Below are 12,864 nucleotides of genomic sequence, written 5' to 3'. Positions count from 1 at the left end.
GTCGGCCGACGCGTCACCCCGGTCGGCCGAGACGTCGCTGGCGTCGGTCGAAACGTCAGCCGGTGACGCCTCGGCCGACCTGAGTGACGTCTCGGCCGACGTAGCTGACGCTTCGCCCGACGTACGCGACGTCTCGGCGAGGGTGGTGCGGGCGGTGATCTCGTCGAGGGTGAGGGGGCCGATGGTGCGGATGAGGTCGGTGATGCCTTCGGCGCCGCGAGCTCTGCGGCCGGGGGCGAGGCGCTGGAGCTCGGCCTCGACCTCGGCGAGGACCTCGGGGTCGAGGAGCTCGCGGAGCTCGGCTCGGCCCAACAGCTCGGCGAGCAGGCCCTGGTCGAGGGTGAGGGCGGCGGCGCGGCGCTCGGCGAGCGGCGAGTCGCCCTCGTAGAGGAACTGGGCGACGTAGCCGAACAGCAGGGACTGGGCATAGGGGGACGGCGAAGGCGTGGCGACGTCGACGATCGAGATCTCGCGCCGCTCGATGCGCTGGAGGAGGCCGACGAGGGAGGGGAGGTCGTAGACGTCGCGGAGGCACTCGCGTACGGCCTCGAGGATGATCGGGAAGCTCGGGTACTGCGAGGCGACCTCGAGCAGGGCGGCGGAGCGCTGCCGCTGCTGCCACAGCGGCGACCGACGGCCGGGGTCACGGCGCGGGAGGAGCAGCGCCCGCGCGGCACACTCGCGGAACCGGCTGGCGAACAGCGCCGACCCGCCGACCTCGGTGGTGACCAGATCCTCGATCTCGTCGGGCTCGAAGACGATGATCTCGCCGGTCGGTGCCTCGGCGTCGGTGTCGGGCAGCCGGATCACGATGCCGTCGTCGCTGTCGATCGCCTGCCCGTCGACCCCGTAGCGCTCCCGGATCCGGGCGTTGATCGCCAGCGCCCACGGGGCGTGGACCGGGCGGCCGTAGGGGGAGTGGACCACCAGTCGCCAGTCGCCGAGCTCGTCGCGGAAGCGTTCGACGACGATGTTGGTGTCGGAGGGGAGGACGTTGGTGGCCTCGGCCTGTTCGTGCAGGTAGGTGACCAGGTTGGCGGCCGCGAACGGATCGAGGCCGTCCTCCTGCGCCCGGGCTTCGGCCTTCGCCCGCGGGAGCGCGCCCAGCTCACGGGTGTAGGCGCCGACCGCCTCACCGAGCTCGGCGGGCCGGCCGAGCGAGTCGCCCTTCCAGAACGGCAGCCGCCCCGGGACCCCCGGAGCCGGCGTCACCAGCACGCGGTCGTGGGTGATGTCCTCGATCCGCCAGGACGTCGCACCCAACGCGAAGACATCGCCGACCCGCGACTCGTAGACCATCTCCTCGTCGAGCTCGCCGACCCGCCGTCCGACGCCCTCACCCACCAGGTAGACCCCGAAGAGGCCACGGTCGGGGATGGTGCCGCCGCTGGTGACGGCCAGCCGTTGCGCTCCCGGACGTCCGGTGACGGTCCCGGCGACCCGGTCCCACACGATGCGCGGACGCAGCTCGGCGAACTCCTCGCTCGGGTAGCGCCCGGCGAGCAGGTCGAGGGTCGCGTCGTAGGCGGAGCGGGGGAGGGTTGCGTACGAAGCCGTCCTCCTGACCAGCGCGAACAGTTCGTCGACGTCCCAGGTGTCGAGCGCCGTGGCGGCGACGATCTGCTGGGCGAGGACGTCGAGCGGGTTGGCCGGCAGGCTCATCGACTCGATCAGCCCGGCGCGCATCCGCTGCACCGAGACCGCGGTCTGGGCCAGGTCGCCCCGGTGCTTCGGGAAGAGTACGCCGCGGGAGACCTCGCCGACCTGGTGACCGGCGCGCCCGACGCGCTGGAGCGCCGAGGCGACGCTCGGTGGTGACTCGATCTGGACGACGAGGTCGACGGCACCCATGTCGATGCCGAGCTCGAGGCTGGAGGTGGCCACCACCGCGGGCAGCCGGCCGGACTTGAGGTCGTCCTCGATCAGCGCGCGCTGCTCCTTGGACACGCTGCCGTGGTGGGCCTTGGCGATCACCTGGGCCGCCCCGTGCGACTGCCCCGACTGCGCCATCACCTGGGCCGGCGGTGGCCCGGTCTGGAAGACCCGGTCGGAGGCGATCTCGTTGAGCCGCGCGGTCAGTCGCTCTGCGATCCGGCGGGAGTTGGCGAAGACGATGGTGGAGCGATGGGCGGTGACCAGGTCGGCGACGTGCTCCTCGACGTGGGGCCAGATCGAGGAGGCCCGCTGCGGGTCGTCGTCCTCGTCCTCGTCATAGGGGCTCGGGGCGGTCATGTCCTCGACCGGCACGACCACGCTCAGGTCCCAGCGCTTCTCGGCCGGCGGCGCGACGATCTCGACGGGCTGGGCACCGCCGAGATAACGAGCCACCTCCTCCAAGGGCCGCACGGTCGCGGAGAGCCCGATCCGCTGCGCCGGCTTCTCCAGCAGGGCGTCGAGCCGCTCCAGGGTCAGCGCCAGGTGGGAGCCGCGCTTGGTCGCCGCGACCGCGTGGACCTCGTCGACGATCACCGTCTCGACGCTGCGCAGCGTCTCGCGTGCCTGGCTGGTCAGCATCAGGAAGAGCGACTCGGGCGTGGTGATCAGGATGTCCGGGGGAGTGGTCGTCAGCCGACGTCGGTCCGCCACGGTCGTGTCGCCGGACCGCACCCCGACCCGCACCTCGGGCGCCTCGACGCCGAGCCGCTCGGCGGTCTGCCGGATCCCCACCAGCGGGCTGCGCAGGTTGCGCTCGACGTCCACGCCGAGGGCCTTGAGCGGGGAGATGTAGAGCACCCGGCAGCGCTGCTTCTTCTCCGGCACCGGCTCGGTGAGCAGCTTGTCGATCGACCACAGGAACGCGCTGAGCGTCTTGCCCGACCCGGTGGGCGCCACCACCAGCGCGTTGCGTCCCGCCCCGATCGCCTCCCAGGCACCGGCCTGAGCCGCGGTCGGCGCCGCGAAGGCAGCCTCGAACCACGTACGTGTCGGGTCGCTGAACCGCGCCAACGCCGACGTGTCGCTGAAGTGGAGCCCGAAGCCATCTGGTTGGCTCATGGGACCAACCTAGTCGCGACCACCGACACTCAGCGGCCACACTGATCCCATGCACCTCATCAACCTCTTCGGCCCTCCGGCGGTGGGCAAGATGAGCGTGGGCAGGGAGATCGCGGCACGCACGCCCTACCGCCTTTTCCACAACCACGCCACGATCGAGCCCCTGCTGGAGGTCTTCGACTGGGAGATGCCGTCGTTCGGGGTGCTCAAGGACGAGTTCCGGCGACGGGTGATCGAGGAGGCGGTGGCCTCCGAGCTGCCCGGCCTGGTCTTCACCTTCGTCTGGGCGCTCGACCTTCCCGAGGACATGCGGTCGGTCGAGACGCTGATCGCCCCGGTGGCCGCAGCGGGAGGGAGGATCGACTTCGTCGAGCTCTACACCGATCTGACGACCCGCCTCAGCCGTGAGGGCACCCCGGAGCGGCTGGCCGCGAAGCCGTCCAAGCGCGACACCGAGTGGGCCAGGGCCAACGTCGTGGACTGGAACGAGCGCCACGTGCTCTCGACCGGCCCGGATGCGCCGTTCCCGCTGGACTTCCCGCACACCGTCGTCGACAGCACGCGCCTGACCGCGGCCGAGACCGCCGAGGAGATCATCACCCGCCTCGGACTGCCGACCGATCCCTGAAGTTCGCGCGCTGTCCCGAAACCATCGAGCGCTCGGCGCCCAGGTGTGGTCCAATCCCGCTGTGGACCTCGCGCTTGACCTGACCGACCGCGCGGTGAGATCCGCGTCGCTCTACCGGGCGCTGCGCGACGCGCTCGGCGACGGCAGGCTGAAGGCCGGCGACCGGCTCCCGGCCAGCCGCGCGCTCGCCACCGACCTGGGCATCTCCCGCACCACCGTCGCCAACGTCTACGAACGCCTGGTCGCCGAGGGTTTCCTGGAGTCGCGCGTGGGCGCGGGGACGTACGTCGCGGCCGCCGCGGGCACCCGCAGGGCCAGCGCCCCGGGGTCCCTGACGCCGCGCCCGGGCTGGCGGTGGGTGCCACGACCGACGAGCGCGGAGGCGGCGGTCCCGGCGTACGACCTGCGGGTGGGGATCCCCGATGCCGAGCTCTTCCCGTTCGACACCTGGCGGCGGATCCTGGCGGCCGAGTCGCGGCTGCGCGGTCACAGCCCCGGCACCTACGCCTCCCCGGCGGGTCTGCCGAGGCTGCGCGAGGCGCTGGCGCACACGGTCGCCTACCACCGCGGGGTGCGGGCCGAGCCGGACCAGATCGTGGTCACCAGCGGCACCCAGCAGGCGCTCGACCTCGTCGCACGGGTGCTGCTCGAGCCGGGCGACATCGTCGCCGTCGAGGACCCGGGCTACCCGTCCGCACGCGACCTGTTCGCCTCCCACGGTGCCCGCGTGGTGCCGGTCCCGGTCGACGAGGAGGGCCTGGTCGTCGAGCAGATCCCGGAGCAGGCCAGGCTGGTCTACACGACCCCGAGCCACCAGTTCCCTCTCGGCGTACGCCTCTCCCTCCCACGCCGCCGAGCCCTCCTCGCCTTCGCGAACACGCATGACGCGGGCATCGTCGAGGACGACTACGACAGCGAGTTCCGGTTCACCGAGCGACCCCTCGAGCCGCTGCACGCCCTCGACGACCAGGGTCGGGTCGTCTACGTCGGCACCTTCTCCAAGTCGCTGCTGCCGAGCCTGCGCACCGGCTACCTGGTCGCCCCGGGCTCCCTCGTCGACAGCCTCCTGGCCGCCAAGCAGCTCGGCGACGGCTTCGGCCCCGTGCAGCCCCAGGCCGCCCTGGCCCGCTTCCTGGAGGAGGGCCTGCTCGCCCGCCACGTACGCAAGGCGTCCAAGACGTACGCCGAGCGCCGCTCGATCCTCCTGGAGACACTCGGCACCTGGCCGGTCGAGGTGCTCCCGTCGGCCGCCGGGCTGCACCTCTCCGCCTACGCCGAGCTCCCGCTCGATCTGCCCGAGCGCGCTGCGGCCGAGGGCCTCGCGCTGGACACGATCTCCGCCCACCGTCTGCTGCCCGGCCGCGACGGGCTCTTCCTAGGCTACGGAGCCGTCCGGACAGAGACCCTCCCGCGCGGGCTCGAGCGCCTGGGCGAGCTCGCGGGCTGGACGTGACGGCGCTCGTCGGGAGTGGGCCAGCGACCACACCAGACCGGCGCCGCCGCAGACGACCGGACCGAGCAGGTGGGGTCCGGTGAGACCCAGCAGCACCAGCGCCGCGACCATCGAGCAGACCGCCGCCCACCAGGACCCGGTGCCACGAGGAAGCAGCCGCAGCGCGGCCGCCGCCCCCACCACGTACAGCAGGGAGAAGGTCCCCGAAGCCATCAGCAGGAGGGCGTCGGTGGAGGCGCCGGCGACCCAGATGGTCGCGAGGGAACCGAGCGCGACGGCGCAGATGGCGAGCAACGAGCGGCGCGGGATGCCGGATCCGGGCTCAGCCAGGAACCGGGGCAACGCGCCCTCGCGGGCCAACGACGCGCCGAGCCGTGAGCCGCCGGCGAAGTAGGCGTTGATGGCCCCGATGGTCAGCAGCACCGCGACCACGGCGGTCACCGGTCGCGCGGGCTCCCCGAAGCCCAGGACGAGCAGGTCCGCCAGCGGTGCGGCACCCGAGGTGGATCCGAGCGAAGCGACCGTCGCGAACGCGATCCCGAGGTAGAGCACCGTCACGATCCCGAGCGCCAGGAACGTCGCCCGGCGGATGTCGCGCGCGGGGTCGCGATACTCGGCTGAGAGCGAGGAGAGGATCTCCCACCCCGCGAACGCCCACACCAGCATCGCCGCGGCGGTGCCGACCGCACCCCACCCGTGCGGTGCGAACGGCGTCAGGCGCCCGAGCTCGGCATGCGGCAGGGCGACCAGGACCGCCACCGCCAGCAGGACCGCGATGGCCCCGGCGATCCCCAGCTGAACGCCCCCGGACACCTTGATCCCGAACCAGTTCATGACGGTGACCAGCACGATGATCCCCGCCGTCGCCGCCAGCGACATGCTCCGGCCCCCGCCGAAGGCGTCGGCGACGTACGCACCGCCGAATCCCGCCGCGACCGGCGCCCCCACGCCGATCGTCAGGTAGAACGCCCAGCCGACCATCGTGGCGACGTGGGAGTTGAAGGCGAGCCGGGCGTACGTCGCCACCCCGCCGCCGTCCGGATGCCGCGCCCCCAGCGCGGCGAACGTCGCCGCGAGCGGCACCGAGAGTGCGATCAGGGCGAGCCAGGCGACCAGCGAGGCCGGACCGGCCTCGTTCGCCGCCAGCGCGGGCAGAGAGATGACACCGGTGCCGAGCACCGCACCGAGGGTGAGGGCCGCGCCCTGTGGCACGGAGAGTCCGTCGTTCTTCACGAGGAAAACGCTAGTGAGAACGGGGCCCTCCGCGCCCGGCCAATCGGGCCCTCGTCTCCTGGGCCAATCGCCTAACGTACGTTCCTTCGCACTCGCTCCTCATACGCCGCCCGCGCCGCCGGGTCGATGCCCGCGAGCAGCTGCGAGGCATTGGTCGCCCGGTCGACGAAGTCCTGGAACCGGCGCGGCATCGCCTGGGTGATCTTGGTCAGGGACTGCGCCCAGTTGGGCACCCAGACCTCGGGCCGCGGCTCGCGGATGACCGCCTCGATCGCCTCCGCGACGTCCTCGGCGGTGACCGGCTTCATCCCCTTCGCCGGTGGCACCCCGTCGGCGAGCTCGGTCTGCACCACCGCCGGCAGGATGAGCGAGACGTCGACCCCGGAGGGTGCCAGCTCGAGCCGCAGCGCCTCGGAGAAGCCGACCACGGCGAACTTCGAGGCCGAGTAGGTCGCCGCGTCCGGGACCGGCACCCGCCCGACGGCCGAGGCGACGTTGACGATGTGGCCGTGGCCCCGCTCGACCATCGCCGGAGCGACCGCCTTGATCCCGTTGATCGGGCCGTGCACGTTGACGTCGAAGATCGCCCGGGTGAGCGCGTCCTCCTCCTTCAGGACCGGCCCGAGCGGCATGATCCCGGCGTTGTTGACCAGCACGTCCCACGGCCCCAGGTCCGCGACCGACTCGAGGAACGCCCGCCACGAGGCGGGGTCGGTGACATCGAGATGCGCCGCGGTGACGCGTGACCCGAACGAGTCCACGACGTCGGCGAGCAGGTCCGGGTCCAGGTCGCCCACGGCCACGGAGGCTCCGGCCCGGGCCAGCCGCTCGACGGTCGCGCGGCCGATGCCACGGGCGCCTCCGGTGACGATGACGGAGGTGCCCTCGATCTGGCGAGTCATGACTCTCCTTCGGTGGTGCGGACCAAGCTGCGTACGGCCTTCCGGTCGGTCTTGCCGACGCTGGTGACGGGCCCGCTCATCGCGCCCCCAGCTTCCGCAGCGCCTTGAGCTGCCCGTTGCCGAGCGCGACGAACTTCTCGACCGTCTGTCCCTTGAACGGCCCGATCGGGCCCATCCGGGAGGCGGCGAGGGTCTGCGCGTCGGTGAACTTCCGGATCCCGTCCGCGCCGTGGCGGCGACCGAGGCCGCTCGACCCCATGCCACCCATCCCGGCCTCGATGCTCCCGGCCGCCAGGGCGGCGCCGTCGTTGATGTTGACCGCGCCCGCGCGGATGCGCCGAGCGATCATGTCGGCCTCGCGTACGTTCTTGCTGAACACGCTCGCCGAGAGCCCGGCCTCGCCCTGGTTGGCGATCCGGACCGCCTCCTCGTCGCTGTCGGCGCGGTAGAGCGCGAGCACCGGGCCGAAGGTCTCGCCGAGACACAGGTCCATCTCGGACGTCACCCCCTCCAGGACCGTCGGCGCGAAGACGAAGGGGCCCACCTCGGCGAGCGGTTCGCCACCGGCGAGCACGGTCGCACCCTTCGCGACCGCGTCGGTGACGTGGGCGGTGACCTTGTCGAGCTGGGCCTGTGAGGCCAGCGACCCGACGTCGGCCGAGTAGTCGAAGGCCTGCCCGACCACCTGGCCCTCCGTCTCGGCCACCAGCGCCTGCCGGAAGGCGTCGTAGACGTCGGTATGCACGACCACGCGCTCGATGTGGACGCACATCTGGCCGGTGTTGGCGAAGGCGGCCATCACCGTGCCACGCGCCGCCTGGGCGAGGTCGGCGTCGCGGCGGACGATGAGCGGGTTCTTCCCGCCGAGCTCGAGGGAGGCGCCGATCAGCCGGCCCGCGGCCCGCTGGGCCACGATCCGCCCGGTGGCCGTCGAGCCGGTGAAGGCGATGTAGTCGACGTTGTCGATGACCGCCTCACCGGTGGCCGCTCCCGGCCCGGTGACGACCTGCCAGACGTGCTCGGGCAGGCCTGCCTCGGCCATCAGCGCCCGGGCCCACAGCAGCGTAAGCGGCGCCTGCGGGTCGGCCTTGCTGATCACCGCCGACCCGGCGAGCAGGGCCGGGACGGCATCGCCGACGCCGAGATAGAGCGGGTAGTTCCACGGCGAGATGATCCCGACGACCTTCTTCGGCACCCGCACCTCCTTGACCGAGGTGATGCCCGGGATCGCGCCCCGAACCCGCTTGTCGGCCAGGTAGGCCGCGCCGCGGCGGGCGTAGTGACGCGCGATCGTGCCGACCTGCAGGATCTCCTGCCAGGCGTGGAAACGGGCCTTGCCCATCTCCCACTGGATCAGGTCGAGCACCTCGTCCTGGCGCTCGACCAGCAGGTCGTGGAAGCGGAGCATGACGTCGGCGCGGTCCGAGAAGTCCAGCGTGGCCCAGTCGGGCTGGGCCGCCCGCGCCGCGGCCGCCGCCTCGGCGACGTCCGCGGCGGTGACCGACGGCACCGGGGCGGTCGGCTCGGCGTCGTAGGGCGCGATGGCCGTCAGCGTGCCGTCGCCGCCCGAGACCGGAGCCGACACCCACCGGGTCCAGGAGGCCAGCCGTGACTCGTCGATCCATCCGGGACGTACGCTCTCGGCTTCCGACGTCTTCGTGGTCATCGATCTCCTCAGATCCGGGTCAGATGGATGGGGTTGCCGTCCTTCGGGAACGGCAGCGAGCTGTTGTCGAGGGGCGCGCGGTAGCCGGGGGAGACGCTCCACCGGTAGTCGCGCAGGAGCCGGTGGAGGATCGACTTGACCTCCAGACCGGCGAAGTAGAGGCCGATGCACTTGTGCACGCCGCCGCCGAACGGCTCCCACGCCATCCGGTGGCTCTTGTCCTCCCGGCGGTGCGGCGCGAAGCGATCCGGGTCGAAGACGGTCGGGTTGGTCCAGTAGTCCTCCATCATGTGGCTGAACTGGACCCCGACCATCACGCCGGTGTCGGCCGGGATGCGGACTCCGAGGAGGCTGGTCTCCTTGACCGTACGCCGGATCAGCGCCGGCACCGGGGCACGCAGCCGCAGCGCCTCCTTCATCACCAGGTCCAGGCTGGTGAGGCTCTCGATCTCGGCCATCGTGGGGGCGGGGCCGAGGGCGAGGGTCTCCGCGCGGCAGCGCTGCTGCCACTGCGGGTGCTGGCCGAGGTACTGCAGCATCGTCGAGGCGGTGATGGTCGAGGTGTCGTGGGCGGCCATCATCAGGAAGATCATGTGGTTGACGACGTCCTGGTCGCTGAACCGTTCGCCGTCGTCGGTCTCGATGTGGCACAGCACCGAGAAGATGTCGTCCGTCGCGGTGGCCCGTTTGGCGGGCAGGTAGTGGCGCAGGAAGCCCTCCAGCACCTTCCGGCCGCGGAACGCGCGGCCCCAGCGGGTCAATGGCACATCGCCGCGTACGACACCGGCGGCGGCCTGCACGCAGGCGATGAACGCCTTGTTGACCCGGTCCATCTCGGCCCGGCTGGTCTCGGCCGCACCACCCATGAAGATGTCGGCGGCGATGTCGAGGGTGAGCTGCTTGAGCCGCGGATAGGCCTGGAAGGCCGGAGCGTTGGCCCAGCCGCGCATGCCGTGCGCGATCGCCGGGTGCATCGCGGTGGTGTAGGTGGCGAGCCGGTCCCGGGTGAAGGCCTCCTGCATGATGCGGCGATGGGCGTGGTGCTCCTCGAAGTCGAGCAGCATCAGGCCCCGGTCGAAGAACGGTCCGACGATCTGCCCCCAGGCCGGCCCGTTGGCGAAGGCCTTGTCCTTGTTGCGCAGCACCGCCTCGCACGCGTCCGGTCCGAGCGCGACCACGCCGCTCTCGCCGGCCCGGAAGAACGGCGAGACCGGACCGTACGTCTCCCACTGGTGCCGATAGAAGCCGACCGGGTCGCGCGAGTAGTCCAGCAGCCGGCCGAGCCAGGGGAGGCCGCGATCGCCGGGCGCGAGGCGTGGGATCTCGCGAAGCGTCTCGGTCGCTGTCATGATGCCTGATCCATCGTGTCCGACCTCCCGGTCCCGAGTGACTCTGCCGAGGTTAGTCAAGTAGAACGTGTTGCCGCAGCCGTTCGGCGGGCATGGATGTCGCCGGTGCGTTGTTGAGGGAGCGTGGAGAGCTACGAGTCAGTGGTGATCGGTGCCGGCCAGGCCGGGTTGTCGGCGTCCTACCACCTCAGCCGGCTCGGCGTACGCCACGTCGTGCTCGACGCCGAGCGGCGCCCGGGTGGTGCCTGGCAGCACCGCTGGGATTCGCTGACCATGCACGACGTGCACGGCGTGGCCGATCTCCCCGACGGGCGGGCGCCGGGGGATTCCGGAGAGCGGGCCAACGTCGCGGTGCCGAGCTGGTTCGGCCTCTACGAGTCGTTGCACTCGCTGCCGGTGGAGCGACCGGTCTCGGTGACGTCGGTGACCTCGGTCGGAGACCTGCTGGCGGTGCACTCGGCCGACGGGCGGACCTGGTTCACGCGCACGCTGGTCAACGCGACCGGGACCTGGACGCGACCGTTCGTCCCGCACTACCCGGGTGCCTCGACGTTCCTGGGGGAGCAGGTGCACACCCACGACTATCCGGGTGCTGATCACTTCGTTGGGAAGCGAGTCGCGGTGGTCGGCGGGGGAGCCTCGGCGGTGCAGTTCCTCGGCGAGCTCGCGCCGCTCACCTCGGTGCTCTGGGTGACCCGGCGTGAGCCGGTCTGGCGCTCCGACTTCGATGCCTCCCGGGGGCGAGAGGCGGTCGCGCTGGTCGCCGAGCGGGTCGAGGCCGGCCTGCCGCCGGCGAGCGTCGTCAGCGTCACGGGTCTCTCGCTGCGCCCGCAGGAGCAGGAGGCTGCGCGGCTCGGGGTCTACGAGCGGCGGCTGCCGATGTTCTCGCGGATCGAGCCTGGTGGGCTGCGGTGGTCCTCTGGTGCGTTCGAGCCCGTCGACGCGATCCTGTGGGCCACCGGGTTCCGCCCCGCCGTCACCCACCTCGCGCCGCTCCACCTGCGCAGCTCGCACGGTGGGATACCGCTGCTGCGCGAGTCCGCGGACGTCCAGACGGCTGTCACTGCTGCGTACGATCCGCGCGTCCAGCTCGTCGGCTACGGGCCGTCCGCGAGCACCATCGGCGCCAGCCGTGCCGGGCGTGCTGCGGCGCTCGCTGTTCGGCGGCAGCTGGCTGATCCTCGGGTGGCGGAGAGCCAGTTCTCCGGCGTCGGCCGGATGGTCACCTCGGGAGGGTAGTTCGCCGCCTCCGGCGGCTTTGCTTGCGGGATAGTTACGGCGACGAGCACGGTCGCCTCGTACGCTTCTCGTGCTCCGGACGAGTGATGCCCCGGTGGTCGAGCTTGTCGAGACCCCTTGTCGCGGACTGTTCTTCTTGGTGGCTGTGGGCCGCCGACCCGTTCTCGAGGGTCTTCTCGGCGGACCCCGGAGTAAAGGACGGCCTGCGGCCGCCGGCTTCGCCGGCCGCTTCGCGGTCATCTCGACAAGCTCGATACATCGCCTTGACACCGGGGCCCGCCGAGAAAAACTTGGCTGGCTATCGGGGCGGCGGCCCGGGTGTGGCGCGGAGAGATTCGTACGCGGAACGTTGGTGTTGATGGCGGATGGAAGGTGGCCCTTCGGGCCACTTACCATCCACAAGGACGACGTCGTTCGCTGACCGCGAAAAGCACTTCTGAACTGGGAAAATAGGTGGTCGACCCCGGCTCTTTCGCGTAGAATCAGACCCACCACAGCACACCTCTGAGAGGGAACGCGATGAGTCTCGGCCGCGAGATCGACCACTGGGGCACCGACCCCGGCGACCTGATCGGCGCCGCCCTGGCCGCTATCGAGTCCGCCCTCCAAGACCTGCTCGCGAGTGATCCGGCCTATTGGCGGACCGGGCAGAAGAAGGACCTGCTCGAGCGGCTGGAGAGGCTTCAGGCCCAGCAGGCCGCGTTGAAGCTGCGGGTGCTCGCTGCTGCTGGTGATATCGCCGAGGAGACCGGCGACAAGGATGCCTCGGGGTGGATGCGTGCTGAGCTGTTGGTCGACAAAGGTACGGCCCGTTCGCAGATCAAGCTCGCGACCGGGGTCGCGACGTACGACCTCGTCAGTGCTGGCCTGGCCGAGGGTGTGGTGTCGCTGGACAAGGCTCGGGTGATCACGGCGGCGCTGGACAAGATCGACGCCGACCCGGTCGCCAGCCGTGAGGACCTGATCCTGGCCGAGAAGCTCCTGGTTGACTACGCCACCCGGCTGACTGCCAACGAGCTGAGGGTCGTGGGGAAGCGGATCTTGGCCGAGATCGACCCGGTCCGGTTCGAGGATGCCGAAGCCAAAGCCCTCCTCGTCGAGGAGGAACGGGCTCAGCAGAAGACCGCGTTGCGGGTGTGGGACAACCACGACGGCACCCTCGGGTTCGAGGGGGTGTTGCCGGTCTCGGTCGGGATGCGGTTCAAGCGACTGGTGGAGGCCTACGCCCAGCCCCGCAAACAGCAGCTGTTGGACAAGGGTGCGTCGTTGCCGCCGTGGGAACGGTTGATGGGGCAGGGGTTCGCGCGGTTGTTGGAGACCCTCGACCCCGCCAGGCTGCCCCGCCACGGTGGCGACGCCACCACGATCAACGTGGTCATCTCCCTCGAGGAGCTCCGCAA

The 12,864-nt window shown here is 71.3% G+C and carries 9 protein-coding genes; 4 read left to right on the top strand and 5 right to left on the bottom strand.

Translation table 11 applies throughout. From position 1 onward, the window contains the following. Nucleotides 1-2,994 (bottom strand): DEAD/DEAH box helicase (locus ACIA03_RS25985; RefSeq protein ID WP_396987971.1); only part of this gene is annotated, 2,994 nt, incomplete at its 3' end. 49 nt (nt 2,995-3,043) lie between these two features. Between ACIA03_RS25985 and ACIA03_RS25980 the strand changes: the two genes are divergently transcribed. Both ACIA03_RS25980 and ACIA03_RS25975 read left to right on the top strand, forming a co-directional pair. Beyond that, entirely contained in the window at nt 3,044-3,622 is a 579-nt protein-coding gene (locus tag ACIA03_RS25980) for a hypothetical protein (protein WP_396987969.1), read from the top strand. Between the two features lie 61 nt (nt 3,623-3,683). After that, entirely contained in the window at nt 3,684-5,075 is a 1,392-nt protein-coding gene (locus ACIA03_RS25975; RefSeq protein ID WP_396987967.1) for a PLP-dependent aminotransferase family protein, read from the top strand. Here ACIA03_RS25975 and ACIA03_RS25970 read toward each other — a convergent pair. From ACIA03_RS25970 to ACIA03_RS25955, 4 genes are all read right to left on the bottom strand, one after another. Then, a complete protein-coding gene (locus tag ACIA03_RS25970) occupies nt 4,998-6,308 on the bottom strand; it encodes an APC family permease (protein WP_396987965.1) in 1,311 nt (436 codons plus the stop codon). The two genes, ACIA03_RS25975 and ACIA03_RS25970, sit on opposite strands and share 78 nt — an antisense overlap. 71 nt (nt 6,309-6,379) lie before the next feature. Next, nucleotides 6,380-7,210 carry an SDR family oxidoreductase gene (locus ACIA03_RS25965; RefSeq protein WP_396987963.1) on the bottom strand — a complete coding sequence of 277 codons (831 nt, stop codon included), beginning with the start codon at nt 7,208-7,210 and terminating at the stop codon, nt 6,380-6,382. Nucleotides 7,211-7,286: 76 nt separating this feature from the next. After that, nucleotides 7,287-8,876 carry a succinic semialdehyde dehydrogenase gene (locus tag ACIA03_RS25960; protein WP_396987961.1) on the bottom strand — a complete coding sequence of 530 codons (1,590 nt, stop codon included), beginning with the start codon at nt 8,874-8,876 and terminating at the stop codon, nt 7,287-7,289. 8 nt (nt 8,877-8,884) lie between these two features. Then, a complete protein-coding gene (locus ACIA03_RS25955; protein ID WP_396987959.1) occupies nt 8,885-10,225 on the bottom strand; it encodes a cytochrome P450 in 1,341 nt (446 codons plus the stop codon). A gap of 123 nt (nt 10,226-10,348) precedes the next feature. Here ACIA03_RS25955 and ACIA03_RS25950 point away from each other — a divergent pair, with 123 nt between their 5' ends. Continuing rightward, nucleotides 10,349-11,464: an NAD(P)-binding domain-containing protein gene (locus tag ACIA03_RS25950; protein ID WP_396987957.1), complete on the top strand. Its 1,116-nt coding sequence runs from the start codon at nt 10,349-10,351 to the stop codon at nt 11,462-11,464. A 519-nt stretch (nt 11,465-11,983) separates the two neighbouring features. Beyond that, nucleotides 11,984-12,864, top strand: an 881-nt coding sequence (locus tag ACIA03_RS25945; RefSeq protein ID WP_396987955.1) for an HNH endonuclease, incomplete at its 3' end; no start/stop codon positions are given.

The sequence above is a fragment of the Nocardioides sp. NPDC051685 genome, assembly GCF_044453405.1.
GTDB lineage: Bacteria > Actinomycetota > Actinomycetes > Propionibacteriales > Nocardioidaceae > Nocardioides.
The sequence above is the reverse complement of the archived record's forward strand: the minus strand, read 5'-3'. Positions and strand labels throughout refer to the sequence as shown.

Excerpts from the sequence above, each read along its gene's own strand:
- ACIA03_RS25980 (WP_396987969.1), top strand. The coding sequence starts at position 3,044 with ATGCACCTCATCAACCTCTTCGGCCCTCCGGCGGTGGGCAAGATGAGC.
- ACIA03_RS25965 (WP_396987963.1), bottom strand. The coding sequence starts at position 7,210 with ATGACTCGCCAGATCGAGGGCACCTCCGTCATCGTCACCGGAGGCGCC.
- ACIA03_RS25960 (WP_396987961.1), bottom strand. The coding sequence starts at position 8,876 with ATGACCACGAAGACGTCGGAAGCCGAGAGCGTACGTCCCGGATGGATC.
- ACIA03_RS25955 (WP_396987959.1), bottom strand. The coding sequence starts at position 10,225 with ATGACAGCGACCGAGACGCTTCGCGAGATCCCACGCCTCGCGCCCGGC.